The organism is Rhodococcus sp. NCIMB 12038 (genome assembly GCF_002165735.1).
Classification (GTDB): Bacteria; Actinomycetota; Actinomycetes; order Mycobacteriales; family Mycobacteriaceae; genus Rhodococcus_F.
Genome location: NZ_NHML01000003.1, coordinates 127356 through 154270 on the forward strand (window position 1 = coordinate 127356; position 26915 = coordinate 154270).

The window sequence follows — 26915 nt, forward strand, 5'->3', positions numbered from 1 at the left end:
GACTACGCGGTGTCGGCCGTCCGGGACTGGCGTCTCACGCCGAGAGTGGGACGATGCCGGCGAGTGTGTCGCCGAGCTTGACTGCGGCGAGGTCGAGGTCGTAGCGGTCCTGGAGGTTGAGCCGGAACTGCGCACTGTTCCCGAACACCGTCGCCAGCCGCAGCGCACTATCTGCGGTAATCGACCGCTTGCCGAGCACGATCTCATTGATCCGCCGTGGCGGAACGCCGATGAGGTCATCAGTGCGCCGGACGAGTGTGACCGCATGGTGCCGCCCGCAGGCGAGGAAGAGGGGGGCTCCCCGGCCGCGGGCGGCTGTGGCCCTCCAGCCGAGGGGTGACCGGTCAGGGGGCCTCGCTGGTCCGGGGGGCCGCCGGGCCCGCGGAACAGCGTAGGTGTCGGTTACCCGATCTGTGCGGGACTATTCACTGCGGGAGAAACGATTCGACCGGGGTCGATCCCCAAAACGACTGGGCGAGTGTCCAGTTGTAGCGGAAACCCGGAGGGGTCACCGATCGAACCGACCGGCCGGTTATCGCGTCGCGTCCCCGTCCACACTCGGGTAGAACGCAAGTCGGCCATCGGCGGGGGCGGACGGCGATATCCTGGGGTACAACGTCGAGAGGTGGGCAGTGTGGCATGCGTCGACCGTGTTTCGAATGGGACGAATCGATGTAGTCGATGACTGACGTCGATCCGTTCGCCACCCAGCGCGACGTGTCCGGTTCGGTCACGGCGGAGTTGGCGACGGCCGGATTCGAGGACGCCCACGAGATCGGCCGCGGCGGATTCGGGGTCGTGTACCGCTGTACCCAAACTGCGCTCGACCGCACCGTGGCGGTCAAGGTCCTCACCGCCGACCTCGACGAGGAGAACCGCGCCCGGTTCCTGCGGGAGCAGCGTGCGGCCGGCCGGCTGACCGGTCACCCCAACATCGTCAACGTTCTGCACGCCGGCGTCACCGAGAACGGCAGGCCCTACATCGTGATGCCGTACCAGGCGCAGGGTTCGCTCGACGAACGGATCCGCCGCCACGGACCGCTCCCGGTGGACGAGGCGCTGCGGCTCGGGGTGAAGATGGCCGGCGCCCTGGAGACCGCCCATCGCCTCGGAATCCTCCATCGCGACGTCAAACCGGCGAACATCCTCATCACCGATTACGGCGAGCCCGCACTCACCGACTTCGGCATCGCCCACATCGCGGGCGGGTTCGAGACCAGCGCGGGCATCGTGACGGGGTCGCCGGCATTCACCGCCCCCGAGGTCGTGGCGGGCGACGCTCCCAGTCCCGCCGCCGACGTCTACGGCCTCGGCGCCGCCTTGTTCGCGGCGATCACCGGTCACGCGGCCTTCGAACGCCGCAGCGGTGAACAGCTCGTGGCGCAGTTCCTGCGGATCGCGTCCGAGCCGGTCCCGAACCCGCGCGAGCACGGCGTATCCGAGGACATCAGCGCGGTCATCGAACGTGCCATGTCGTCCGAACCCGGGGCCCGCCCGTCCGCCGTCGAACTGGGCAGGCAACTCCGCGACGCGCAACTGCGTCACGGCTTCCCGGTCGACGAAATGGCAATGTATGCGGAAACAGCTGCAGTGCAGGGCAGCACGTCGGAACCGCGCGCCGGTTCCGGGGGAGAAGGCGCGTGGCGCCGGCCCGCGGGATCGCCGGCGGACTCGGGCCGGACGGGCGGACTCCCGCTGGAGCTGACCAGCTTCGTCGACCGCCGTACGGAACTGGCGGAGGCGACGAATTTGCTGTCGACGTCGCGGCTGGTGACGCTGACCGGGATCGGCGGGGTGGGGAAGACCCGGCTCGCCATTCGTGCGGCCACCAAGGCGCAACGGAACTTCGCGAACGGTGTGACGCTGGTGGAACTGGGTGAACTGCTGGATGATTCGCTGTTGGCCGGGGTGGTGGTCACCGCCCTGGGGCTGCGTGACCAGTCGGCGCGACACCCCCACGAGGTGCTCGTCGAGTTCCTCGCTCCGCGGGACCTGCTGCTCGTGCTGGACAACTGCGAGCAGGTGGTGGCCGCGGCCGCGAAACTCGCGGAAATCCTGCTTCGCGCGTGCCCGCAACTACGGATCCTCGCGACGAGTCGCGAACCGCTCGGCATCGGCGGGGAAGTGGCGCTGCTGATCCCTCCGCTGCCCGTCCCCGACCCCGACCATCTCCCCAAGGGGCTGCCCCGCAACGACGCGGTCACGCTGTTCGTCGAACGCGGTATCGCCGCCGTCCCCGGCTTCGAACTCACCGAGGACAACAAGGTCACGATCGCCCGAATCTGTCAGCGGCTGGACGGGTTGCCGTTGCCGATCGAATTGGCGGCGGCACGGCTGCGTGCGATGACTCCCGACCAGATCCTGCAGCGCCTGACCGATCGCTACCTGCTGCTGACCCGCGGCAGCCGGGACGCGCCGTCGCGGCAGCAGACGCTGCGGATGTGTATCGACTGGAGCTACGACCTGTGCACGCCTGTGGAACAACGGATGTGGGCGCAGCTGTCCGTGTTCGCGGGCAGTTTCGAACTCGAGGCGGCGGAACAGGTCTGCGACGATGCCGACGTGGACGACCTCCTCGACACGGTGACCTTTCTCGTCGACAAGTCGATCCTGACGAGAGAGGAGTCGGGCACCGCGGTGCGATTCCGGATGCTCGAGACCGTGCGCGCCTACGGGCGCGACAAGGCGCAGGAGAGCGGCGTGTACACCGAACTGCGCCGTCGGCACCGGGATTGGTGTGACCGCCTCGCGGTCGAAGCGGAATCCGAATGGATCAGTTCCCGGCAACTTCCGTTGATCGCCAAACTAGGTCGGGAACTGCCGAATATTCGTGAAGCGCTGGACTTCTGCCTGTCCGACAGCCCGGACATCGGAGTTCGGATCGCGGCCGCGTTGTACCCGTACTGGCTGGCCCGGGGGCTGTTCGTCGAGGGGCGCCGGTGGCTCGGTCGTTTCCTTGCCCGGCAGCCGTCCGAGCCCACGATCGATCGCGCCAAGGCTCTGTACAGCGCCGCCGTGCTGGCCGGAGTGCAGGGCGACATTACGGTGTCGGACACCCTGGCGGAGGACGCGCGGGCGCTCGCCGCCCGGACGCCCGATCCCGAGGTGCGCGCGCATCTCGACTACGCGATCGGATACGCGGCCCTGTTCGCGGGCCGCCTTCCCGAGGGGCGCACACATCTCGAGAAGGCCATACATGTGTTCACGGCACGCAACGACGTCTTCGAGGTGGCCGCCGTCGTGGGTCTCGGCATGATTTACGACCTGTTGAACGACACGGAACGTGCCGTCGAATGCCACGAGCGCATCCTCGCGATCACCGAGGCGCAGGGCGAATCGGTGTACCGGTCGTATTCGCTGTGGGCGCTGGCCGTCGCCGTGTGGCAGAAAGGGGAGACGGCCCGGGCGGTACGGCTCCTCGGGCAGGCGCTCCAGGTGAACCGCCGGGTGAACGACCGGCTCAATTCCAGTGTGTGCCTGCAGGCACTCGCCTGGATCGCCGCCGAGGAACAGAACATGGAACGGGCAGTCGTGTTGATGGGAGCCGCTGAGGCGCTCACCCGGTCGGTGGGCAGTTCGACGGTGCTGGTGCCCGGACTGAGCGTGTACCAGGACGAGTGCGAACGTCTGACGCGAAGCGCGATGACCGAACCGGCGTTCACCGCTGCCCACCGCAAGGGTGAAGCGCTCGGCTTCGACGCAGCCGTCGCTTACGCACTGGGCGAGCAGGTTCTACCCTCGTCGACCTCCACCGGTCCGTCCCCGAAACCGACGAAGCGGGAGCGTGAAGTCGCCGCCCTCATCGCCGAGGGACTGACCAACAAAGAGATCGCGGCTCGGCTGGTCATCTCCCCCCGCACCGCGCAGGGGCACGTGGAGCACCTGCTCACGAAACTGGGATTCAACTCGCGCGCGCAGATCGCGGCCTGGGTCGTGGAATCTCAGGGCGAGGGATCCTGAGTCGCCGTTCTCGGGGTGGTGTTCGGCGGCGAAATGTCATGCAGTGAGGGTGATGTCGACGGTGTGGAGGCCGCTGGTCGTGGGCTTCACCGAGGCCGTGCCGTTGCCGACCGGTGAGAGAGCCCGCACGGTCCAGTCGCCCGGTGCGACGAAGAAACGGAAGTCCCCGGTACCGGAGGCGACGATCTCGGCGGTGAACGTGCCTGTGCCGTCGAGGAGTCGAACGAAGGCTCCACCGACAGGTTCTCCGTCGCCCGTGACGACCTTGCCGGTGATGGCGGTTTCCTTGCCGAGGTCGACGCCGGCGGGGATGGTGTGGGTTTGCGTTGGTGCTGCGCTCATGTGCTTGCTCCCGCGCTCCGCTACTTGCCCAGTTCGATCGGCACACCGACGAGCGAGCCGTATTCGGTCCAGCTGCCGTCGTAGTTCTTGACATTCTTGTGTCCGAGCAGTTCCTTGAGCACGAACCAGGTGTGGCTGGAGCGCTCACCGATCCGGCAGTAGGCGATGGTGTCCCGAGATCCGTCGAGGCCGGCTTCGCCGTAGATCGCGGTGAGTTCCTCGTCGGACTTGAACGTGCCGTCCTCGTTCGCGGCCTTGCTCCACGGAACGTTGAGCGCGCCCGGGATGTGGCCGGGACGCTGGCTCTGCTCCTGCGGCAGATGCGCCGGCGCGAGGATCTTGCCCGTGAACTCGTCGGGAGACCGGACGTCGACCAGGTTCAGCACACCGATCGCGTCGACGGCCTCGTCGCGGAATGCGCGGATCGACAGGTCCGGCTCGGACGCCCGGTAGGTGGTGGACGGGCGGGTGACGGTGTCCTCGGAGAGGGGGCGTTTCTCGAGCTCCCACTTCTTGCGGCCGCCGTCGAGCAGCTTGACGTTGTCGTGGCCGTAGAGCTTGAAGTACCAGTAGGCGTACGCCGCGAACCAGTTGTTGTTGCCTCCGTAGAGGACGACCTCGTCGTCGTTGGCGACGCCGCGTGCCGACAGCAGATCGGAGAACTGCTCACGGTCGAGGAAGTCGCGGCGGACCCGATCCTGCAGATCCTTCTTCCAGTCGAGCTTGATGGCGCCCTCGATGTGGCCACTGTCGTAGGCGGACGTGTCTTCGTCGACCTCGACGAACACGATGTTGGGGGCCTTCAGATTCTGCTGAGCCCAGTCGGTGGAGACCAGGACGTCGGAGCGAGCCATGTTCTTTCCTTCACCGGATTAATCAGAGGAAGCCTGGCCCTTTCGGGCCGGGAGGAAGCTGATTCTGTATTGCGCGATGGCGCGTAGCGGGGTCGGTTTCTGGTGTGGGTTCGGGTCGTTCTTGGTTGGTGATGTACTCGGCGATGGTGGCGAGTGGGGCTCCGCCTGCGGAGGCNGCGAAGTAGGACGGTGACCAGAAGTGGTTGCCCCACAGGTATTTCTGGATGTGGTCGGGGAACTCTTNGCGCAGGTATCGNGCGGAGACGCCCTCGAGGCTATTGACCAGGGTGGAGAGTTGCACGGTGGGTGGGTAGTGGATTAATAGGTGGACGTGGTCGGTTTTTCCGGTGAACGCGGTCAACGTTGCGCCGAACTTGTCACACACCGCTGCCATGATCTACTCGCATCGGGTCGGTGAACGGAAGGGTGCAGGGTGTGAAGCGGATCGTTGTCGTGAAGCTGGCTCCGACCCCGGAGCAGTATGTGGCGCTGACATCGACACTGGAGTTGTGCAATGCGGGGGCGAACATGGTTGCGCAGCTCGCGCACACCGCCGCTGATCGGCGCCCGTTCGCGCTGCAAAAGCAGGTCTATGCCCAGCTCAAAGCGTGCGGGTTGTCGGCGCAACCGGCGATCCGGGTCATCAAGAAGGTCGCGGATGCGTACGCGACCCGGACAGCGAACCTGCGNAACGGGAATTACGGCACGCCGGGATCGACACGGTATGCGAAGGTTGCAGGTAAGGCGATCGTGTTCCGTCAGGACGCGGGCCANCCGTTCGACGATCGGTGCTTGTCGTGGCAGATCGATCGATCGACGGTGTCGATCTGGACGACCGCNGGCCGGATGCGCAACGTCGGATTCGTGTGCGCGCCGTGGCAGCTGACAATGCTCGCCGACCGCAANGGCGAGTCGGATCTGATNTTCCGCGACGGATCTTTCTACCTGCACGCAACCGTCGACACCGACGCACCGCAGCAGNTGGTCCCCGCCGACGACCCCACCGGGTGGCTGGGNGTGGACCTGGGGATCGTGAACCTGGCGGTGACCACCGCNGACGANCCGGCCGAACTCGACGTCCGGTGGTCCGGTGGTGCGGTCACCGCCCGCCGGAAAAAGAACGGAACCATCCGGTCCGCGCTGCAAAAGGTGGGGACCAAGTCCGCGAAACGGAAACTGAAGAAACGGCGTAGGAAGGAGACTCGGTACGCCACCGACATCAATCACCAACTCTCGAAAACGATTGTTGCCCAGGCNCAACGCNCCGGTCAAGGGATCGCGGTAGAAGACCTGTCGGGAATCCGGGACCGGGTACGGCTCGCACGCAGACAACGGCAACAATTGCACTCCTGGGCATACGCGCAACTGCGCGACCAGATCACCTATAAGGCGCAAGCCGCGGGAGTGCCGGTGCAGGTGGTCAACCCTCGCAATACCAGTAAGACGTGTCACCTCTGCGGGCACTGCGACACCGCGAACAGGCACAGTCAAGCACTGTTCCGGTGCCGCGGCTGCGGATGGGCCGGCCACGCCGACCATAACGCCGCCGCCAACATTGCCGCACTCGGACACGACAATTACCGGGCCGCCCAATCAACCGTGCCTATAGCAGCCACCCCTCTAGCAGCCAGTTGGAACGTGAGCAGCAAACCCGCGCCCTTCAGGACCGGGTAGTTGATAGTGAGTGCTCGTCTGCGTCGTGTCCTGGTGGTCCCGGTGGCCCTGCTCGGGTTCGCCGTCGCCGGATGCGGGAACAGCATCGACGGTGCCGCCGTCGCACAGCCGGGATCGCCGGACGTCGGATCGGTGTCCTCGGGCACATCACCGTCGGAGGCGTCGGCCGACTGCACCGCGCTGACGAGAGCACTCGGACGGCTCGTCTCGGACCGGCCGCATCTCACCGAGGCCGTCCTCCCCGGATCGACCGACCCGACCTGCTCGTGGTCCAAGGGGCCGACCAACGTGATGAGCACCCTCACCGCGTCGGTCAGGCCGCAGGTCACCGATCCTGCCGTCATCGCCGAAATGCGGAACGGGACGAACGTCGTCGCCGACCCCCGGTCCGCCGAGTTCGGCGGGGTGGTCCTCGACGTCGTGGCCATGGCCCTGCTCACACCCGAGCACAGCATCATCGTCAACGCGCTCGACCCCTCCGTCAGCGGCGCGACCAAGCTCGACGTCGCCTTCGCCATCGCGGAGTATCTGGAGAATTAGGTCCCCACTAGGCTGGGGGCCATGAGTGAGCAGCGCAGCAAAGCGGACAACATCAGCTGGCAGGGGTTCTCCACCAAGGCCGTGCACGCAGGATTCGACCCGGACCCGCAGACGGGCGCCGTCAACGTCCCCATCTACGCGAGTTCGACGTTCGCACAGGACGGCGTCGGCGGCATGCGGAACGGATTCGAATACGCCCGTACCGGCAACCCCACCCGACGACCGCTCGAGGCCAACCTCGCCGCCCTCGAGTCGGGCACGTACGGTCGCGCCTTCGGTTCGGGCATGGCCGCCACCGACTGCCTGCTCCGCGCCGCGCTCCGCCCCGGCGACCACCTCGTCATCCCGAACGACGCCTACGGCGGAACGTTCCGTCTGATCGACAAGGTCTTCACGCAGTGGGGCATCGAGTACACGCCCGCCGCGGTGTCCGATGTGGACGCGGTCCGGGCGGCCATCCGGCCCAACACCAAGCTCGTGTGGGTCGAGACGCCCACCAACCCGCTCCTCAACATCGGTGACATCGAGGCGCTGTCCGACATCGCGCACGAAGCCGGCGCGAAGATCGTCGTCGACAACACGTTCGCGTCGCCGTACCTGCAGCAGCCGCTGCAACTCGGCGCCGACGTCGCGCTGCACTCGACCACCAAGTACATCGGCGGGCACTCCGACGTCGTCGGCGGCGCACTCGTCACCAACGACGAAGAACTCGACACGGCGTTCGCGTTCCTGCAGAACGGTGCAGGCGCGGTCCCCGGACCGTTCGACGCGTTCCTCACCCTCCGCGGCATCAAGACCCTGTCGCTGCGCATGGAGCGGCACAGCGACAACGCAGAGAAGGTCGTCGAACTGCTCAGCGGGCACTCCGCGGTGTCGCAGGTGATCTACCCCGGGCTCGAGTCGCACCCCGGCCACAAGGTCGCGGAGAAGCAGATGCGCCGCTTCGGCGGCATGATCTCGGTCCGCCTCGCCGGCGGTAAGCAGGCTGCGCTGGACTTCTGCTCGCGCACCGAGATCTTCACGCTGGCCGAGTCGCTCGGTGGCGTCGAATCGCTGATCGAGCACCCGGGCGCCATGACCCACGCCTCCACCGCCGGTTCGCTCCTCGAGGTGCCGGACGACCTGGTGCGCCTCTCCGTCGGCATCGAGGACGCCGCCGATCTGGTGGGCGACATCGAGCAGGCGCTGAAGTAGGCGGCTTCGCCGCCCGTGCGCCTTTTTGGTAGCTACAGCAAGGCGAATTCATGCGGTCGTTGCACCATCGAATAATTCGTTGAGCTTCTCGGCTGGAGTATGCCAGTCGTGGGTTTTGCGGGGACGGTCGTTGAGTTCGTCGGCGACGAACCGTAGGTGCTCGGCGGAATGCACGGACAGGTCGGTGCCCTTGGGGAAGTACTGGCGCAGCAGCCCGTTGGTGTTCTCGTTCGTGCCCCGTTGCCACGGGGAGTGCGGATCGCAGAAGTAGATCTGCACCCCCGTGTCGACGGTGAACTGGGCGTGTTGGGTCATCTCGGTGCCCTGATCCCAGGTGACCGACCGCGCCAACGCCTCCGGCAGCTCCCCGATCTGCGCGGCCATCGCCTCCCGCACGTTCTGGGCGGAATGCCCGCCGGGCAGATGCAGCAGCATCACGAACCGGGAGCTGCGCTCGACCAGGGTGCCGATCGCCGACCGGTTGCCCTCGCCCATGATCAGATCGCCCTCCCAGTGCCCGGGGACCTTCCGGTCCTCGGCCTCGGANGGGCGCTCGGACACATTGACCATGTTCGGGATCCGGCCGCGCCGCTCGCCGGGTTTGCGGTGGCCCTTACGCAACGCCCGCCCGGTCCGGAGTGCGCTGGTCAGCTCACGTTTGAGGCCGCCGCGGGCCTGAATGTAGAGCGAGAGGTAGATCGTCTCGTGGGACACACGCATCTCCGGGTCGTTCGGGAACCTGCGCACCAGGGTCCGGGAGATCTGCTCGGGTGAGAACTTCTTCGTCAGCTGTTTCTCCACGAACGCCCGCAGCCGGTCGTGGACGGCGAGCTTCGCCGGTTTCGGGCGCCGGGACCTCGCCTGCGCGGCCCGGTGTGCGGTGGAGGCGACGTAGTAGCCGCGCCGGTTGGTGCCCCGCTCGATCTCCCGGCTGATCGTGGTGCGATGCCGCCCCAACGCCGCCGCGATCGCGGTGATGCTGCACCGGTCGCGGACCATCACGTCGATCTGTTCGCGATCCTCGAGGGACAGGAACCGGGCGGATCGGGGTGGACTCCGGCGGGGACGAACCCCACCGGAGTCGATGATCCACCGGCGCGCGGTGGACGCGGTCACCTCCGCGGCGCACGCCGCTTCCACGACCGTGGCACCCTGCGTACGACACTGCCAGAATATCAACCGCGACTGCTCCGACGCCGGCGGACGACCGATCATCACCATCTGCAACACCCTCCATCATCAGGGATGTTGCAACGACCGGTTGAACCCGCCCAACCAAAAAGGCGCACGGGGCGCGGAGCGCCATATGCTGGCCCGCGTGGAGCCTGTCACGCTGGATCAGATCAGAGCAGCTCGTAAGCTGCTGGACCCCGTCATGCGCCGGACGCCGGTGATCGCGTCTCGGGCGCTGTCGGAACGATGCGGGCACGTCGTGTCGTTGAAGTGTGAAAATTTGCAGCGCACAGGATCTTTCAAGCCTCGTGGTGCATACAACCGGATCGCGAATCTCTCGGCCGCGGAACGGGCCGGCGGGGTCGTGGCGGCCAGTGCCGGCAATCATGCGCAGGGTGTGGCCTGGGCGGCCACCGAACTGGGCATCCCGTCCACCGTCTTCATGCCCACCGGTGCACCCCTGCCGAAACTCGTCGCCACCAAGGCGTACGGGGCGACCGTCCATCTCACCGGCGACACGGTGGACGACGCGCTCGTCGCGGCGAAGGCGTTCGCGGACGAGACCGGCGCGGTCCTCATCCATCCCTTCGACCACGTCGACATCGTCGCCGGGCAGGGGACCGTCGGACTCGAGATCCTCGAGCAGGAACCCGACGTCGGCACGATTGTCGTCCCGACCGGTGGGGGCGGATTGATCGCGGGCATCGCCGCCGCGGTGAAGGCCATGCGGCCCGACGTGCGGGTCGTCGGCGTCCAGGCCGAGCAGGCGGCGGCCTGGCCGCGGTCGCTGGCCGAGGGTCGCCCGATTCCGCTGGAGACGATGTCGACGATGGCGGACGGTATCGCGGTCGGCCGTCCGGGCGACGTGCCGTTCGCCCACGTCGGCTCCCAGGTCGACGCGATCGTCACTGTCAGTGAGGACGCCCTGTCGCGGGCTCTTCTCCTGTGCCTCGAGCGCGCGAAGCTCATCGTGGAGCCCGCGGGCGCGGCGGCGGTCGCCGCGTTGATCAGCTGCTCCACCGAAGAGCTGGGACTCACCGGCAAGGTGTGCGCGGTGCTGTCCGGCGGCAACATCGACCCGTTGCTGCTCACCCACGTCGTCAATCACGGTCTCCGCGCGGCCGGCCGGTATCTCGGTGTGCACGTGACCATTCCGGACCGACCGGGTGGTCTGGTCAGCCTCCTCGGCGTGATCAGCGGCAACGGCGCCAGCGTCGTCGACGTCGTCCACTCCCGCACCGGCGGCGCGCTCGCACTCGACGAGGTCGAGGTGTTCCTCACCGTCGAGACCCGCGGTCCCGGGCACCGGCAGGATCTCCTCGAGGCCCTGCGCGACGCCCGGTACGCGGTCCGACTGCAGGAGTAGGCCGGATCTAGCTCGGCCACCCGCCCAGGGTGATCACCCGGAACTCCTGATCGACCAGCCGGGCCGGCAACTCCAGGTTGGTGAGCCAGTCGATCGCGCCGCCGCCCATCCCGACCGCCGCCGTGCTCGACGCGTGCGCGGTGGTGCAGGACCCGGCGACCACCGACACGGTCCGCCACAACGAGACGGAGTCGGGGTGCAGGGGCTTGACGGTGCTGGCGGTCGCGACGGCCGCACCGGACGGGATCGACACCTGGCAGGTGGGATCGCCCGGCAGATCCTGGACCTGGACCTGCCAGCCGCCCGGCGGTGTGGTCCCGGCCGTGGCGATGTCGCCGCCGAGCGCGACCAGGACGCCGCACCCGAGCAACTCCGCCGTCGTCGACGCGCAGTGGTCGGCGGAACTCGCCCGCGCGGTGGCCGTCAGGTCGAGTTCCACCCCGACAGGCAGCGTGACCTCGGTGCCGTCGACGGTGATCGACCGCCACGAGTGGGGTGCGGGCGCCGACACCGTGGGGTCGAGGGCGCCGTCCGTGGTGCGCGCTGCGGCGAGGGCGTCGGTGAGGAACCGCGCGAACATCGGGGTCACCGTGTTCGGGCCCTCGTCGAGCGCGCGGATCTCGGCGTCCGCGCGGTCGCGGTTGACGGCGGCGTCGGCGGCCGCGAGGTAACCGCGGATCAGGTTCGACGCCGAGCTCAGGGCGTCGGGGTCGGTGACGACGATCCGTGCGTGCACACCCCAGGTGGACCATTCGGTTGCGCTGCGTGCGCTGGTCATGTGGTGGTTCTCCGGTGGCGGAATCTCAGGAACCGCTGGACACGGCGTCCGGTGCGCCGAATCCGGCCGAGACGAGGGGTGCTGCCACCGTCGAATCGGGGGTCGCGGGATCTGCGGCCGCCGCCATACCGCCACCGGCGACCAGTCCGGCGATTCCGGCTGCCGCCAAGACGCGGCGAACGGGAAGCAGGCGGGAAATCCGTCGGTCTTCACTCATGCCGACCAGCTTCCCCGACGAACCTTAGAACAACCTGGGAAGAATCTGACTCTCCGCGCCGAGTGGCCAGTCGTGCCCGACAGCCACCGTAGTGACGGAGTCGTCACTACGATCGGATCCGTGATCGCGGACCATGACGAACTGCTCGACGCCGCTCTGGGTGTGCTGCGGGAGCGCGGCCCGCTGTCCGAACGGGAGCTGGCAGCCGCGCTTGCGAATTCGGGTTGGGGAGGTGTCGACGACCTGATCGACTACGTGGAGGAGTTCGACGCGCCACTTCTCGGAACCCTTCCCGACGACCGACGGGTGGCGCTCGACATTCTGCTCGCGGGACGCGTCCTCACGCACCGCCTCACCGCGGAGGAGATCGCGGCCGACGTCGTGGAGCCGGACGATTTCGGCTCACTCCTGCACCTCGCATCCGGGGACCCCGACGTCGACGGCTTCGAGGTCGTGTTCTTCGAGGACGAGGCCGACGAACTGGCCGCGCGAGGGGTCGATGGCGAGAGCTGGTCGGAGGCGGAGGTGCTCGTCCTTCCCCGGGGCACCCTCGCGCAGTGTTCTCCGGGGGATCTCCTGGCGGTGATCGCCACGGACAGCGGAGTGCGCCTGGACTTCGTCGGCGAGCCGGTCGAGGACGAACCCGACCTTGCGCTGCGGCTCACTCGTCGGCTGAGCGAGACGTCGGTGCTCGACCTCGAGGAGGAGGTCTGGCACCTCCTGGTCGACGATCCGGCAGCGTTCACCGTGCCGACGCTGCCGTTGGCGGACATAGTCGAGGCCGTCGGCTTGGACCGGTCCGGGCAACTCGTCGCGGCTCGCGGATTCGATTTCGAGGTCTACGCCCGGGACCTGATGATCGGCGTGTACGCCGACGAGCTCGGGGTGCCGATGGATGCGGCGGTGGCCGTCGCCATGCTGGTGTCGCTGGTCACGGCTCTCGAGGAAGACGAGAACCAGGACATCCAGGCGAGGTTCTTCGACAAGCCGGAGCTCTACGCCGCCCTCGCCGATCCGGCTGTCATGGAAGTCGCCGCTCAGGAGTTGTTCGACGTCGACGTCGATCCCGAGGTACTCCTGCTCGCCGCGGATCGGCTGCTCGCGTCGGGACCGCGCGACGTGAAAGCCGCCGCGTCGTGGATCGCCGGCCGGGCCACCGAGATGCAGGGCTTCCCGAAACAGGCCGAAGAACACTACGAACACGCTCTCGTCCTGGACGGAGCGTTCGACCTCGCTCTGTTCGACCTTGCCCGTTTCGCGTCGGATCGCGGCGATGCCGTCCGCGGGCTGTCGTTGCTGAACCGGATGGCCGGCGGGGACGCGGAGCCGCTGCACGCGGTGCTCGAAAACTTTCAGCCGACGCCGCGGCCGGGGCTGGGCCGCAATCATCCCTGCTGGTGCGGGTCGGGAAGGAAGTACAAGACGTGCCACCTCGGCAAGGGTGATCATGCGTTGTCCGAGCGGGCCGGATGGCTGTACCAGAAGGCGAAGTTGCACGCGCAGGAACTCGGCTGGCGCGATCAGATCGTCGAGTACGCCGAGATCCGTTCCGAGAACTGGGCGGGCGACGCAGCGTTGTACCAGGCATTGGAGGATCCGCTGGTCGCAGACATCGCTCTCTTCGAGGGCGGTGCGTTCGCCGACTTCGTCGAATGCCGCGGATATCTGCTGCCCCCGGACGAGTTCGCACTCGCGCGGCAGTGGCAGGAAGTCGAACGGTCGCTGCACGAGGTGGAGGAGGTCCGGGCGGGCGAGGGTCTGACACTGCGGGACCTGCGCACCGGCGACCGCCGCGACATCCGGGAAGTCGCCGCAAGCCACCAATTGCACGCCGGGAATCTGATCTGTGCCCGCGTCGTCCCGGCGGGGGACACGTGGCAGATCTTCGGCGGAATCGAACCGATCTCGCAGGATCGGCGCGCGGCACTGCTCGCGGCGCTGGACGACGAAACCACGGATCCGGCCTACCTGGTCGAGATCCTCAGCGAACGTTTCGTGCCGGCGAGTGGGTGATCAGGGCGGCGGGATTCGCCGGGTGCCGCTCTCCCGCAGGTCACGGTAGGAAACGGATCAATCCCGCAGAATCGCCTCGCATCTGCTGTGCCCCGTCGTAACGTGAACTCACTCGGTTAGGTGCACCGAGGAGGAGGAGCGCACGTATGTCAGTTGATGCAGCGGCGATCATCGTGGCGATCACCACCGCAGCGGGGGCCATCGTTCAGGGAGCGGACATACCGCAGCCGGTGAAAGATCAGGCAGCAGAAGCAATTCAGGTGGTCGAGCAGGCCTCACCCGACGTTCAGAAACAGGTAAACGACGCAATATCAACCCTCCCGGATCCGGCCCGTGCGCAGGCCGAGCAGATGGTGGCGCAGGCCTCGGATGTCGTGAAGCAGGCAACCGACCCCTACATTCCGCCGCCGCCCGCCGTCGAGGCGGCGCCGCCGCCTGCCCCGGTTCCGCCGCTGGCCCTGCCGGACACCCCGCTCGACCAGCCGCCCGTGATGAGTGCCCCCGACGTCGGAACCGCGATCGGGGGCCTCGCCGCTCTGCCGGGCGTACCGGCGCTCATCAGCGGACTCGGATCGCTGATCCCGTCCGTCCCCGCCGGGTTTCCCGGTGTCTCGCTCGCGCCCGTCGGCGCCATCGCCGTCTTCGCGCCGTGGATCCGCAAGGCCGGATCGCTGTGCGAGGGCATCAAGCCGCCGACACTGGCGGCCCTGTACTCGGTCGAGAACGGGTTCCGCTACGGCGCGACGTCACCGGTGTCCCGCGCGGGTGCCCGCGGCCCCGGCCAGTTCATGCCCGACACCTGGGCCAAGTACGGCAAGGACGCGGACGGCGACGGCAAGGTCGACATCAACGGCGTCGCCGACCCGATGATGGCGTCCGGTCAGATGCTGTGCGACCTGTTCGGGCAGATCGACGGGTGGAAGAAGGAGGGTGTGGTCAAGGGCGACACCCTCGACCTCACGATCGCCGCCTACAACGCCGGTGGGGGTGCGGTCCGGACCGCCGGGGGCATGCCCGCCGGCAAGTTCGACTACGAGCACGAAACGCAGCCGTACGTCGCACGCATCCGATCCCTCGAGGATTCGTTCGCGCGGATGCTGTCGCCGTTCTTCTACGGTGCGGCCGCCGGTGACACGAGCCGCGTCGTGGAGGCGGCCATGCGGTTCATCGGCCTGCCGTACGTGTGGGGCGGCGGCAACATCAACGGACCGTCCGGCGGCGGGTTCGACTGCTCGGGGCTGACCTCGTTCGCCGTGTACGCCGCCACCGGCGTCAAACTGCCCCGCACGTCGGAAACGCAGTGGAACGTCGGTGTGGAGGTGCCGCTGTCGGAGGCCCGGCCCGGAGACCTGCTGTTCGGCAACTGGCAGTCGGGTGGTCCGGGTCACGTGGCGATCTACGTCGGAAACGGCCAGATGCTGCACGCCCCGACGACGGGCGACGTGGTGCGCATCGGTCCCGTGTTCGCCGACATGAAGGCCCGCCGGGTCTTCTGATCACATTCCGCAGCGCTCGATGCAGAAAACTCCGGCCCGGGCACTGGGCCCGGACCGGAGTTTTCGGCGGTTGATCCGAGATCAGCTGTGGTACGGCTCCGCGCTGACGAGCGTCACCTTCATGCTGCTGCCGTTGGGCAGCGTGTATTCGCGGGTCTCGCCGACCTTCGCCTCGAGCAGCGCGCCACCCAGCGGGGAGTTGGGCGAGTACACCTCGAGCTTGTTGTCGCGTGCACCCTCTTCGCGGGTCGCGATCAGGAACGTCTCGGTGTCCTTCTCGTCGCCGTCGTAGTAGACCTTCACCACGGAACCGGGCAGTGCGACACCGGACTGGGTGGGGGCCTCGCCGACCTTCGCGCTGTTCAGCAGTTCCTGGAGCTGACGGATGCGGGCTTCCTGCTGACCCTGCTCTTCGCGGGCCGCGTGGTAGCCGCCGTTCTCCTTCAGATCGCCCTCTTCGCGACGCTCGTTGATCTCGGCGGCGATGACCGGACGATTGGCAATGAGCTGGTCGAGTTCGCTCTTGAGCCTGTCATGTGACTCCTGGGTCAGCCAGGTCACCTGGGTCTCGGTCATCTCGATCACTCCCTCGTAGTTGGAGCCGCCGGGCTCCCTCGACAGACCACTGCAACAGCAGTGATCAACGGCTCGGCGGATTCGACGGCCGTGGCCGTTCGTCTTCCGCCTTGCCGCCAATGCAGCAATACACGGTTCCAAACGGAACCGTGTACCAGGCGATTCTAGCACGATCGGGGAGCGCAAACCCCGAATAATCCGAACGGTCGCTCGGCTGCGCGGGTGTCAGCCGCCGGTCAGATAGGCCGGAACGTCCAGGCTGCAGCCGTAAATGTCGCCCATCGCAGGGGGGCGCGACGTGTAGACGGGAGCGGTGACTTTCACCGTCTGGCTGTCGCCGCCGGCGATGTAGACCTCGCGCCTGCCGGTCTCGGAACCGTCCTTGGAGCGGGAGCGGACGATGCACACCGCGGCCCGCGACGGATCCTCCCGGGTGACGGTGAACGTGATGTCGAGCTGCGACTCACTCACCAGATCGAACGACGTGGCTTCACTGTCGATCTCGGAGACGGCGAACTTCTCGTATGCGACGAACGCCACGATCACGCCGACGACGACGACCGCCGCGGAGAGCGCCCACACGAGCCAGCGATTCGGGCGCGGAGGCTTTGCCGCGGCTGTGTATCGGCCCGGGGGAAGCGTTCTCGTCATCTCTCAACTCTCGTACCGCTCCGGTTCCACGTAACTCACAGCACTCGAGCGGGGGCACGGCTGCAAGCGGAACTCTCGGGTGGAACTATAGAGGACGTGCGTCGGTGCGCCGTCAGCGATGGCGGAGGCGAGAGCGCGCGACACGGACAAGCCGGCAACGGCTACTGGCGAAGTTGAGGTGAACGAATACGTGAGCGGATTCCGGCTCATGGCCGTCCATGCGCATCCCGACGACGAGTCGAGCAAGGGTGCGGCGACAACGGCCCGTTACGCCGCAGAGGGCAACGAAGTGAAGGTCGTGACGTTGACCGGTGGTGAACGTGGCGACATCCTCAACCCCGCGATGGACGTGCCCGGGGTGAGGGACCGCATCCACGAGGTGCGCATCGAGGAGATGGCCGAGGCCGCCCGCATCCTCGGAGTCCAGCACCAGTGGCTGGGATTCGTGGACTCCGGACTGCCGGAGGGCGACCCGAAGCCGCCGCTGCCGGAGGGCTGCTTCGCGCTCGTTCCGCTCGAGGAGTCGACCGAGGCGCTGGTGCGCGTCATCCGCGAGTTCCGTCCGCACGTCATGACCACGTACGACGAGAACGGCGGGTACCCGCACCCCGATCACATCCGCTGCCACGAGGTGTCGATGGCCGCCTACGAGGCCGCCGCCGACCCCGAGCAGTTCCCTGACGCCGGGGAGCCGTGGAAGGTGCAGAAGGTCTACTACTCGCACGGCTTCATCCGGAAGCGTCTCCTGCAGTTCCAGGAGGAATACGACCGCCGCGGCGAAGAATTCCCGATGGCCGAGTGGCTCAAGAAGTGGAAGACCGAGCAGGGTGACCTGATGGCGCGTGTCACCACCCAGATCACGTGTGGCGACTATTTCCCTCAGCGTGACGACGCGTTGCGGGCCCACGCGACGCAGATCGACCCGAACGGCTCGTTCTTCGCGGTTCCGCTCGAGATCCAGCAGAAGATCTGGCCGACCGAGGAATTCGAGCTCGCCAAGACGCGGGTCACCACCTCCATCCCGGAGAGCGATCTGTTCGCGGGCATCCACGAGGACGGACAGCAGTGAATGCGTTGACGGTGAACATCGTGGCCGGCGCGGCGGACATCCTCGCGCAGACGCCGAGTACCCCGTCCGGTCCCGAGTTCGGCAAGGCGTCGCCCATCGGCCTCGTCGTCATTCTCGCGCTGCTCGCGGGCGTGGTGTTGCTGGTGCGGTCGATGAACAAGAAGCTCAAGAACCTGCCCGAGACGTTCGAGCCGGAACACCCCGAACCGGACCAGGAAGTGGACGAGGGCACCGACCGCGGCGCGATCCACGGCGGCGGCGCGGGCAAGACCGAACCGCCGAAGCCCACGGACACCCCGCCGAACCTGCAGAAGTAGTCGAACAGGAGCTGGACATGGACCCACGCGAACGCAACACGCTCGGTGGGTCCACCAGCCCCTATCTGCGACAGCACGCCGACAACCCGGTGCACTGGCAGCAGTGGGGTCCCGAGGCGACCGAGTGGGCGCGGGAACGGGACGTCCCGATCCTGCTGTCGATCGGATACTCGGCGTGTCACTGGTGCCACGTCATGGCCCACGAGTCCTTCGAGGACGAGGCGGTGGCGTCGCTGATGAACGAGCATTTCGTGTGCGTCAAGGTCGACCGCGAGGAGCGTCCCGACCTCGACGCCGTGTACATGAACGCCACGGTCGCGATGACCGGCCAGGGCGGCTGGCCGATGACGTGTTTCCTCACCCCGGACGGGGCCCCGTTCTACTGCGGCACCTACTACCCGGCCGAGCCACGCGGCGGGATGCCGTCGTTCACCCAGCTGCTGGGAGCCATCGCCGACACGTGGCGGGACCGCCGCGGCGACGTCGACGAGGCGGCCGCCTCGGTGGTCGCGGAACTGCGGCGCGGGGCCGGGGGCATTCCCGAAGGTGACGTCCGGGTGACCGCGGCCCTGCTGGATGCGGCCGCCGGGACCGTGCTGCGGGACGAGGACGCCGAACGCGGTGGGTTCGGGGGAGCCCCCAGGTTCCCGCCGTCCGCGCTGATGGAAGGCCTGCTGCGCACGTACGAGCGGTCCGGCGACGCCGACGTGCTCGGCGTCGTGATGCGAACGGCGTCGGCGATGGCGCGCGGCGGAATCTACGACCAGCTCGGCGGCGGCTTCGCCCGCTATTCGGTCGACGCCGCGTGGGTGGTGCCGCATTTCGAGAAGATGCTCTACGACAACGCCCAGCTGCTGCGCGCCTACGCACACCTGGGCCGGCGGACGGGCTCGGACCTGGCCGTCCGCGTCACCGAGGAGACCGTCGAATTCCTGCTGCGCGATCTGCGCACGGAAAACGGGTCGTTCGCGTCCGCCCTCGACGCCGACACCGAGGGCGTCGAGGGACTCACGTACGTGTGGACCCCGGAGCAACTCGTCGACGTTCTCGGACCGGACGACGGCGAGTGGGCGGCCCGGGTGTTCGCGGTGACCGCGGACGGGACGTTCGAGGCGGGCGCGTCGGTCCTGCAACTCCCGCGCGACCCGGACGACTGGGATCGTTGGCGCCGGATTCGGGACACCCTGCTCGCCCGGCGTGCGACGCGGCCGCAGCCGGGCCGCGACGACAAGGTGGTCACCGCCTGGAACGGCCTCGCGATCACCGCACTGGCCGAGGCGGGCGCCGGACTCGGCAGACCGGAATGGGTGGACGCTGCCGCCGCGTGCGCGCATGCGGTGCTGGACCTGCACGTCGTGGACGATCGGCTGCGGCGGGCGTCCCTGGGAGCGTCGGTGGGCGAGCCGGCCGGGGTGCTCGAGGACTACGCCTGCCTGGCGACGGGGCTGCTCGCGTTGTATCAGGCGACCGGCGGCACCGAATGGCTGTCGCATGCGCAGTCGCTGCTCGACCGCGCACTGATCCATTTCGCCGACGACGAGCGGCCGGGCAGCTGGTTCGACACCGCCGACGACGCCGAAACCCTCGTGACCCGTCCCCGCGACCCGGTCGACGGTGCGACGCCGTCCGGGGCGTCGTGCCTGGCCGAGGCGCTGCTCACCGCGGCCGCGGTGGCCGACGCGGACGCCTCGGGCCGGTACGCGACCGCGGCCGCCGCATCGCTCGACCGGGTGGCGCTGTTGTTGGAGCGCGCACCGCGATCGGCCGGGCACTGGCTCGCGGTGGCCGAGGCCTCGGTGCGCGGCCCGATCCAGGTGGCGGTGGCCACCGACGGCGATTCCGCGCTGCTGCGGGAGGCGCGCAGGCTCGCTCCCGGTGGTGCCGTCGTGGTCGGCGGCGAACCGGACTCGTCCCCGCTGCTCGCCGACCGGCCGCTGGTCGGCGGTCTGTCGGCGGCGTACGTGTGCCGCGGGTTCGTGTGCGACCGCCCGGTGTCGACGGCCGAGGATCTCGCCGTCGCGTTGAGCCGGTAGTCCGGCCTACCGGAACACCACCAGCCACACGGCGATGTAGTGGCACAACGCCGCGATGACGGTGGCGGCGTGGAAGAACTCGTGATGCCCGAACGTGGTGGGCCACGGGTTGGGCCACTTGGTGGCGTAGAGGATCGCCCCGACCGAGTACAGGATGCCGCCGATCAGCAGCAGCAGCATCGGGAGGACGCCCACCTCGTGCGTCAGTTCGGGTGCGACCGGGACGATGGCCCAGCCGAGCAGCAGGTACAGCGGCACCCCGACCCAGCGCGGCGCCGTCGGCCACAGCATCTTCAGCGCGACCCCGGCGAGTGCGCCCGCCCACACGACGATCAGCAGCGTCCGCCCCGTGTCGGGCGGCAGACCCAGCACCGCGAACGGCGTGTAGCTGCCCGCGATGAACAGGAAGATCATCGAATGGTCCGCCCGCTTCATCCACGTGCGGGCGGCGACGGTGTTCCAGTGGATGCGGTGGTAGGTGGCGCTGACCCCGAACACACCGCACACCGTGAGGCTGTAGACGGCGGTGGCGAGCGCTGCTTCCCCGGACACCTGCGTGCCGGACAGCGTGACGAGGACGAGGCCGGTGATCACGGAGACGCCGAACGCCCACAGGTGGATCCACCCTCGCAGTCGGGGCTTGACGGGTAGTTCGTCGAGGCCGAAAGCGGTCACTGAACACCTCTTCTCGCTGTGCGTGGCGCTAACCTACGCAACCGTAGGTTAGCTTGTGGTGAGAGCGTACCCGTCGGTAGCAGGAAGTCGTGCGCTGTGTGACGGCCGTCGCGGATCACCTACGGCCGCGGCGTAGTCTTGCCTGTCATGGTGATCTCCAGGTGAGTGCGCGAGGACTGCTGTACAGCATCTACGAGCGTCGGCTACTGAAGCGGCTCGACGGTCTACAGCACCCCCGGCACATAGCCGTGATGTGCGACGGCAACCGGCGGTGGGCGCGGGAGAACGGCTTCGAGGACGTCAGCCACGGCCACCGCATGGGCGCCCTCAAGATCTCCGAAATGCTCGGCTGGTGCGACGCCGCGGGCATCGAGATGGCCACCATCTACCTGCTGTCCACCGAGAACCTGCGCCGCGACCCCGAGGAACTCGACACCCTGCTCGAGATCATCACCGACGTCGTCGAGGAGATCTCCGGACCGGACAAGAACTGGAGCGTCAAGATCGTCGGCGCCCTCGACCTCCTGCCCGCCGAACAGTCCCGCCGCCTGCGGGACGCGGCCGCCGGAACCGAGGGTCGCACCGGCACCCACGTCAACGTCGCGATCGGCTACGGCGGGCGCCAGGAGATCGCCGACGCCGTGCAGTCGCTGCTCAGCGAGAAACTCCTCGCCGGACTGGCGGGTGACGAACTCGTGAAATCGATCACCATCGACAGCATCGACGGCCATCTCTACACGTCCGGCCAGCCCGACCCCGACCTCGTGATCCGCACGTCGGGGGAACAGCGGCTGTCGGGCTTTCTGCTGTGGCAGAGCGCATACTCCGAGATCTGGTTCACGGAGGCGTACTGGCCGGAGTTCCGCCGCGTCGACTTCCTCCGGGCGCTGCGTGACTACGCCGCCCGGCACCGCCGCTTCGGCGTGTAGGTGAGCGGCGAAGCGTGCCGGAGGACACTTCGCCACTCACCTACAGCTTGCGCAGACGCAGCCGATTGATCGAATGATTGGCATCCTTGCGCAGCACGAGCGTCGCGCGCGGCCGCGTCGGCAGGATGTTCTCCACCAGATTCGGCCGGTTGATGTTGTGCCAGATCTCCTGCGCGGCAGACGTCGCGTCCCGGTCGGACAGTCCGGCGTAGTGGTGGAAATGCGCGTCGGGGTCGGAGAACGACGTCTTCCGCAGCGCGAGAAAGCGCTGGATGTACCAGTTCTCGATGTCCTCGATCCGGGCGTCGACGTAGATCGAGAAGTCGAACAGGTCCGACACCATCAGCCGCGGACCGGTCTGCAGCACGTTGAGACCCTCGATGATGAGGATGTCCGGCTGCCGGATCAGGTGGTACTGACCGGGGATGATGTCGTACGAGATGTGCGAATAGACCGGCGCGGCCACTTCTTCGGCCCCCGACTTCACCTCGGTGACGAAGCGCAGCAGCTTGCGGCGATCGTAACTCTCGGGAAAGCCCTTGCGGTGCATGATCCCGCGGCGGTTCAGTTCGGCCGTCGGGTACAAGAACCCGTCCGTCGTCACCAGGTCGACACGGGGATGGTGCTCCCAGCGCGCGAGGAGCGCCTGGAGGACACGCGCCGTGGTGGACTTGCCGACCGCCACGCTGCCTGCCACGCCGATCACGAACGGCACCTGCTGGTCGGGATGCTTTTCGCCGAGGAACGTCGCGGTCGCGGCGAACAGTCGCTGCCGGGCCGCGACCTGCAGGTGGATGAGACGCGACAGTGGCAGGTAGACCTCCGCGACCTCTTCGAGGTCGATCTGCTCGCCGAGGCCACGCAGTCCGTACAGCTCTTCCTCGGTGAGGACGAGCGGCGTCGACTTACGCAGTGTGCGCCACTGCTTCCGGTCGAATTCGACGTACGGACTGGACTCGCTCGTCCGCGCCATCAGTTCCGCTCACACTCGGGTACACGGGGGAGTGAGCGGTCCGTGCCCAGAATCTCTGCCGTCGTCGTTGCGCTGGCGAGTAGCGGTTGCATAGTCGGATTGTGCTTGGTGCCACAGGCTGCGCTGTCGGCGGGTCAGGCAGACGCGTCTGCGACTAAGGTCGGACGGCATGGAATCCGATTCGTTCGTTCGCGAATACTTGCTGCTCGGGCTGGGTTTCGACCGGCTGGAGGAGGGATTCGTCGACGCGTACACCGGCGATCCCGCGCTGCGCAGGCAGGTGGAGAACGCACCGAAGCCCGATCCGCGGGATCTCGCCCGCACGGCGGCGAACCTCCGCGCGGAGTTGCCGTCGGCGGGTCTGTCCGAGGAACGGACCCGGTTCGTCGACGTCCACCTGCGCGCCCTCGAATGCTCGGGGCGCAAATTCGCGGGTGACGACGTCGGCTTCGTCGACGAGGTCGAGGCGTACTTCGACGTCCGCATCGAACGCGGTGACGAGGAGCAGTACCGGGAGGCGCACCGGAAGATGGACGCCGTGCTGCCCGGACCGGGGCCGCTGGCCGAACGCATCCGGGTCCACCGGGCGAAGGATGCGATTCCCGCCGACCGGTTGCAGGAATGCGTCGACGCCTTCTCCAGCGCCCTGCGCGACCTGGTGCGACAGCACTACGCGCTGCCCGACTCCGAGGTGGTGGAGTACGAGGTGGTGGGCGACAAGCCGTGGTCCGGGTTCAACTACTACCTCGGCGACTACCGCTCGAAGGTCGCGATCAACTCCGACCTCGAGCAGCACATGGCGAACCTGCCGCGGCTGATCGCGCACGAGTCGTACCCCGGTCACCACACCGAGCACTGCCGGAAGGAAGCCGGACTCGTCGGCGCGGGACAACTCGAGCAGACGCTGTTCGTGGTCAACACCCCGCAGTGCCTGATGGCCGAGGGCCTCGCGGACCTCGCGCTCGAATCGATCGTCGGGTCCGACTGGGGGCTGTGGGCGCAGGAAATCTACGCCGACCTCGGTCTGCGATTCGACGGTGAGCAGGCGCAACGCCTGTCCGGTGCGTCCGGACAGTTGCTCGGGGTGCGGCAGGACGCGGCGATGATGCTGCACGACGAGGGCCGCAGCCACGACGACGTCGCGGCGTTCCTGCAGCGGTGGAGCCTGTCGACGCCGGAGCGGGCCCGGCAGTCGCTGCGCTTCCTGTCCTCGCCGCTGTGGCGGGCGTATACCAGCACCTACGTGGAGGGGTACCGGCTGCTCGGGGGCTGGCTGGCGGAGGTGCCGGTCGGCGCAGAGCGGTCGGAACGGTTCCGCCGACTGCTCGACGAGCCGCTCGTTCCCAGCGTCCTGCGTGCCGGTGAGGGATACCTCACCGCGGGCGGTTAGGAAGTCCTCACGGGTAGTTCGTAGACTGGGAGCATTCGCTTCCGCATCCAGCTTGGAGATTCCTCGATGACCGCTGTGCCCGGTACCGACGTCAACACGGCCCCCCTCGCCGAACTCGACCCCGAAGTCGCCCAGGCCATGGCAGGTGAGCTGGCCCGTCAGCGCGACACGCTGGAGATGATCGCCTCGGAGAACTTCGTTCCCCGCGCCGTCCTCCAGGCTCAGGGCAGCGTCCTCACCAACAAGTACGCCGAAGGGTACCCGGGCCGCCGCTACTACGGCGGCTGCGAGCACGTCGACATCGTCGAGGACCTCGCCCGCACCCGGGCGAAGGAACTGTTCGGCGCCGACTTCGCGAACGTCCAGCCGCACTCCGGCGCACAGGCCAACGCAGCGGTCCTGATGGCCCTGATGAACCCGGGTGAGAAGCTCCTCGGCCTCGACCTGGCGCACGGCGGCCACCTCACACACGGCATGAAGCTGAACTTCTCCGGCAAGCTCTACGACGTCGAGTCGTACGGGGTCAGCAAGGAAGACCACCGCATCGACATGGACGAGGTCCGCAAGATCGCCGTCGCCGCGCAGCCGAAGGTCATCGTCGCCGGCTGGTCCGCGTACCCGCGGCACGAGGACTTCGCCGCGTTCCGGTCCATCGCCGACGAGGTCGGCGCGTACCTGTGGGTCGACATGGCGCACTTCGCGGGCCTGGTCGCGGCCGGGCTGCACCCGTCCCCCGTGCCCTACGCCGACGTCGTGTCCAGCACCGTCCACAAGACGCTCGGCGGACCCCGCTCCGGTCTGATCCTCGCCAAGCAGGAGTGGGCGAAGAAGCTCAACTCCGCCGTGTTCCCCGGCCAGCAGGGCGGGCCGCTGATGCACGCCATCGCCGCCAAGGCCGTCTCCCTGAAGATTGCCGGCACCGATGAGTTCAAGGACCGTCAGCAGCGCACCCTCACCGGTGCGAAGATCCTCGCCGAGCGTCTGACCGGCTCGGATGTCGTGGACAAGGGCGTCAGTGTCCTCACCGGCGGCACCGACGTCCACCTCGTGCTCGTCGACCTGCGCAACTCGCAGCTCGACGGCCAGCAGGGTGAGGACCTCCTCCACGAGGTCGGCATCACCGTCAACCGCAACGCCGTGCCGTTCGATCCGCGCCCGCCGATGGTCACGTCCGGACTCCGGATCGGCACGGCCGCGCTCGCGTCGCGCGGATTCGGCGACGAGCAGTTCACCGAGGTTGCCGACATCATCGGCACCGCGCTCGCCGGTGCGTCCGACGTCGAGACGCTGAAGGCTCGCGTGTCGAAGCTCGCCGCCGACTTCCCGCTGTACGAGGGTCTCGAGGACTGGCGCCTGATTTAGGCGGCTCCGCCGCTCGTGCGCCTTTTTGGTAGCTGGAGCAAGGCGAATTCATGCGGTCGTTGCACCATCGAATAATTCGTTGAGCTTCTCGGCTGGAGTATGCCAGTCGTGGGTTTTGCGGGGACGGTCGTTGAGTTCGTCGGCGACGAACCGTAGGTGCTCGGCGGAATGCACGGACAGGTCGGTGCCCTTGGGGAAGTACTGGCGCAGCAGCCCGTTGGTGTTCTCGTTCGTGCCCCGTTGCCACGGGGAGTGCGGATCGCAGAAGTAGATCTGCACCCCCGTGTCGACGGTGAACTGGGCGTGTTGGGTCATCTCGGTGCCCTGATCCCAGGTGACCGACCGCGCCAACGCCTCCGGCAGCTCCCCGATCTGCGCGGCCATCGCCTCCCGCACGTTCTGGGCGGAATGCCCGCCGGGCAGATGCAGCAGCATCACGAACCGGGAGCTGCGCTCGACCAGGGTGCCGATCGCCGACCGGTTGCCCTCGCCCATGATCAGATCGCCCTCCCAGTGCCCGGGGACCTTCCGGTCCTCGGCCTCGGANGGGCGCTCGGACACATTGACCATGTTCGGGATCCGGCCGCGCCGCTCGCCGGGTTTGCGGTGGCCCTTACGCAACGCCCGCCCGGTCCGGAGTGCGCTGGTCAGCTCACGTTTGAGGCCGCCGCGGGCCTGAATGTAGAGCGAGAGGTAGATCGTCTCGTGGGACACACGCATCTCCGGGTCGTTCGGGAACCTGCGCACCAGGGTCCGGGAGATCTGCTCGGGTGAGAACTTCTTCGTCAGCTGTTTCTCCACGAACGCCCGCAGCCGGTCGTGGACGGCGAGCTTCGCCGGTTTCGGGCGCCGGGACCTCGCCTGCGCGGCCCGGTGTGCGGTGGAGGCGACGTAGTAGCCGCGCCGGTTGGTGCCCCGCTCGATCTCCCGGCTGATCGTGGTGCGATGCCGCCCCAACGCCGCCGCGATCGCGGTGATGCTGCACCGGTCGCGGACCATCACGTCGATCTGTTCGCGATCCTCGAGGGACAGGAACCGGGCGGATCGGGGTGGACTCCGGCGGGGACGAACCCCACCGGAGTCGATGATCCACCGGCGCGCGGTGGACGCGGTCACCTCCGCGGCGCACGCCGCTTCCACGACCGTGGCACCCTGCGTACGACACTGCCAGAACATCAACCGCGACTGCTCCGACGCCGGCGGACGACCGATCATCACCATCTGCAACACCCTCCATCATCAGGGATGTTGCAACGACCGGTTGAACCCGCCCTACCGGAAAGGCGCACGGGTGCGTCAGCGCGGCGGGTCCCGGGGCGCCCCGGCCAGGTGC

25 protein-coding genes are annotated in these 26915 nt (G+C 67.9%); 13 read left to right on the forward strand and 12 right to left on the reverse strand.

All coding sequences use genetic code 11. From position 1 onward, the window contains the following. Positions 1-34: 34 nt before the first annotated feature. Positions 35-232: a HigA family addiction module antitoxin gene (locus CA951_RS04285; protein ID WP_087555681.1), complete on the reverse strand. Its 198-nt coding sequence runs from the start codon at positions 230-232 to the stop codon at positions 35-37. 449 nt (positions 233-681) lie between these two features. On the opposite strand from CA951_RS04285, the gene CA951_RS04290 reads away from it, so the two are divergent. Beyond that, positions 682-3960 (forward strand): protein kinase, encoded by a 3279-nt coding sequence (locus tag CA951_RS04290; RefSeq protein ID WP_087555682.1) that lies wholly within the window; start codon positions 682-684, stop codon positions 3958-3960. A 36-nt stretch (positions 3961-3996) separates the two neighbouring features. Here the strand turns inward: CA951_RS04290 and CA951_RS04295 are convergent, their stop codons facing one another. From CA951_RS04295 to tnpA, 3 genes are read right to left on the reverse strand one after another with little or no spacing between them, the layout of a single operon-like run. Then, positions 3997-4302, reverse strand: a complete 306-nt coding sequence (locus CA951_RS04295; protein ID WP_087555683.1) for a DUF1416 domain-containing protein — start codon at positions 4300-4302, stop codon at positions 3997-3999. A gap of 20 nt (positions 4303-4322) precedes the next feature. Continuing rightward, positions 4323-5156 (reverse strand): sulfurtransferase, encoded by an 834-nt coding sequence (locus CA951_RS04300; protein WP_087555684.1) that lies wholly within the window; start codon positions 5154-5156, stop codon positions 4323-4325. A 22-nt stretch (positions 5157-5178) separates the two neighbouring features. Continuing rightward, positions 5179-5541 (reverse strand): IS200/IS605 family transposase, encoded by a 363-nt coding sequence (gene tnpA, locus CA951_RS04305; protein WP_218780480.1) that lies wholly within the window; start codon positions 5539-5541, stop codon positions 5179-5181. Between the two features lie 50 nt (positions 5542-5591). On the opposite strand from tnpA, the gene CA951_RS04310 reads away from it, so the two are divergent. From CA951_RS04310 to CA951_RS04320, 3 genes are read left to right on the forward strand one after another with little or no spacing between them, the layout of a single operon-like run. Further along, positions 5592-6830 (forward strand): RNA-guided endonuclease TnpB family protein, encoded by a 1239-nt coding sequence (locus CA951_RS04310; protein WP_087555685.1) that lies wholly within the window; start codon positions 5592-5594, stop codon positions 6828-6830. Positions 6831-6836: 6 nt separating this feature from the next. After that, positions 6837-7370 (forward strand): hypothetical protein, encoded by a 534-nt coding sequence (locus CA951_RS04315; RefSeq protein ID WP_087555686.1) that lies wholly within the window; start codon positions 6837-6839, stop codon positions 7368-7370. A 21-nt stretch (positions 7371-7391) separates the two neighbouring features. Next, positions 7392-8564 carry a cystathionine gamma-synthase gene (locus tag CA951_RS04320; protein WP_087555687.1) on the forward strand — a complete coding sequence of 391 codons (1173 nt, stop codon included), beginning with the start codon at positions 7392-7394 and terminating at the stop codon, positions 8562-8564. 48 nt (positions 8565-8612) lie between these two features. Here the strand turns inward: CA951_RS04320 and CA951_RS04325 are convergent, their stop codons facing one another. Further along, positions 8613-9785 (reverse strand): IS30 family transposase, encoded by a 1173-nt coding sequence (locus tag CA951_RS04325; protein WP_087555688.1) that lies wholly within the window; start codon positions 9783-9785, stop codon positions 8613-8615. A gap of 85 nt (positions 9786-9870) precedes the next feature. Here CA951_RS04325 and ilvA point away from each other — a divergent pair, with 85 nt between their 5' ends. Then, positions 9871-11103 carry a threonine ammonia-lyase gene (gene ilvA, locus CA951_RS04330; protein ID WP_087555689.1) on the forward strand — a complete coding sequence of 411 codons (1233 nt, stop codon included), beginning with the start codon at positions 9871-9873 and terminating at the stop codon, positions 11101-11103. Positions 11104-11110: 7 nt separating this feature from the next. Here the strand turns inward: ilvA and CA951_RS04335 are convergent, their stop codons facing one another. Both CA951_RS04335 and CA951_RS04340 read right to left on the reverse strand, forming a co-directional pair. Next, positions 11111-11881: an FAD:protein FMN transferase gene (locus CA951_RS04335; RefSeq protein ID WP_087555690.1), complete on the reverse strand. Its 771-nt coding sequence runs from the start codon at positions 11879-11881 to the stop codon at positions 11111-11113. A 25-nt stretch (positions 11882-11906) separates the two neighbouring features. Beyond that, on the reverse strand, positions 11907-12098 hold the full coding sequence (locus CA951_RS04340) for a hypothetical protein (RefSeq protein ID WP_009479096.1): 192 nt from the start codon (positions 12096-12098) through the stop codon (positions 11907-11909). Positions 12099-12218: 120 nt separating this feature from the next. Between CA951_RS04340 and CA951_RS04345 the strand changes: the two genes are divergently transcribed. Next, the gene (locus CA951_RS04345) at positions 12219-14111 is read left to right on the forward strand and encodes a YecA family protein (RefSeq protein WP_143543019.1); all 1893 of its coding nucleotides are present in this window, start codon (positions 12219-12221) and stop codon (positions 14109-14111) included. A 146-nt stretch (positions 14112-14257) separates the two neighbouring features. Beyond that, complete coding sequence (locus CA951_RS04350) at positions 14258-15607, forward strand: bifunctional lytic transglycosylase/C40 family peptidase (protein ID WP_087555692.1); 1350 nt, start codon at positions 14258-14260, stop codon at positions 15605-15607. Positions 15608-15688: 81 nt separating this feature from the next. On the opposite strand, the gene greA is transcribed toward CA951_RS04350, so the two are convergent. Together greA and CA951_RS04360 are read right to left on the reverse strand one after the other, a co-directional pair. Next, entirely contained in the window at positions 15689-16183 is a 495-nt protein-coding gene (gene greA / locus CA951_RS04355; RefSeq protein ID WP_005238978.1) for a transcription elongation factor GreA, read from the reverse strand. Between the two features lie 225 nt (positions 16184-16408). After that, the gene (locus CA951_RS04360) at positions 16409-16834 is read right to left on the reverse strand and encodes a DUF4307 domain-containing protein (protein ID WP_087555693.1); all 426 of its coding nucleotides are present in this window, start codon (positions 16832-16834) and stop codon (positions 16409-16411) included. A gap of 190 nt (positions 16835-17024) precedes the next feature. Between CA951_RS04360 and mca the strand changes: the two genes are divergently transcribed. Genes mca through CA951_RS04375 form a run of 3 tightly spaced genes read left to right on the forward strand, consistent with a single transcriptional unit; the run spans position 17025 to position 20253 of the window. Then, positions 17025-17903 (forward strand): mycothiol conjugate amidase Mca, encoded by an 879-nt coding sequence (gene mca, locus CA951_RS04365; protein ID WP_087555983.1) that lies wholly within the window; start codon positions 17025-17027, stop codon positions 17901-17903. Then, the gene (locus CA951_RS04370) at positions 17900-18220 is read left to right on the forward strand and encodes a hypothetical protein (RefSeq protein ID WP_072940693.1); all 321 of its coding nucleotides are present in this window, start codon (positions 17900-17902) and stop codon (positions 18218-18220) included. The genes mca and CA951_RS04370 overlap by 4 nt, the downstream gene beginning before the upstream one ends. 17 nt (positions 18221-18237) lie before the next feature. Next, positions 18238-20253, forward strand: a complete 2016-nt coding sequence (locus CA951_RS04375) for a thioredoxin domain-containing protein (RefSeq protein WP_087555694.1) — start codon at positions 18238-18240, stop codon at positions 20251-20253. 6 nt (positions 20254-20259) lie between these two features. On the opposite strand, the gene CA951_RS04380 is transcribed toward CA951_RS04375, so the two are convergent. Continuing rightward, a complete protein-coding gene (locus tag CA951_RS04380) occupies positions 20260-20928 on the reverse strand; it encodes a hemolysin III family protein (protein WP_087555695.1) in 669 nt (222 codons plus the stop codon). A gap of 161 nt (positions 20929-21089) precedes the next feature. Between CA951_RS04380 and CA951_RS04385 the strand changes: the two genes are divergently transcribed. Continuing rightward, on the forward strand, positions 21090-21857 hold the full coding sequence (locus CA951_RS04385) for an isoprenyl transferase (RefSeq protein WP_087555696.1): 768 nt from the start codon (positions 21090-21092) through the stop codon (positions 21855-21857). Between the two features lie 40 nt (positions 21858-21897). Here CA951_RS04385 and coaA read toward each other — a convergent pair whose 3' ends face one another. Then, complete coding sequence (gene coaA / locus CA951_RS04390; RefSeq protein ID WP_005238987.1) at positions 21898-22830, reverse strand: type I pantothenate kinase; 933 nt, start codon at positions 22828-22830, stop codon at positions 21898-21900. Between the two features lie 169 nt (positions 22831-22999). Between coaA and CA951_RS04395 the strand changes: the two genes are divergently transcribed. Together CA951_RS04395 and glyA are read left to right on the forward strand one after the other, a co-directional pair. Beyond that, on the forward strand, positions 23000-24220 hold the full coding sequence (locus CA951_RS04395) for a DUF885 domain-containing protein (RefSeq protein WP_087555697.1): 1221 nt from the start codon (positions 23000-23002) through the stop codon (positions 24218-24220). 66 nt (positions 24221-24286) lie between these two features. Beyond that, positions 24287-25582 (forward strand): serine hydroxymethyltransferase, encoded by a 1296-nt coding sequence (gene glyA, locus CA951_RS04400; RefSeq protein WP_087555698.1) that lies wholly within the window; start codon positions 24287-24289, stop codon positions 25580-25582. Between the two features lie 48 nt (positions 25583-25630). Here glyA and CA951_RS04405 read toward each other — a convergent pair whose 3' ends face one another. Next, the gene (locus tag CA951_RS04405) at positions 25631-26803 is read right to left on the reverse strand and encodes an IS30 family transposase (protein WP_087555699.1); all 1173 of its coding nucleotides are present in this window, start codon (positions 26801-26803) and stop codon (positions 25631-25633) included. Positions 26804-26915 lie beyond the last annotated feature (112 nt).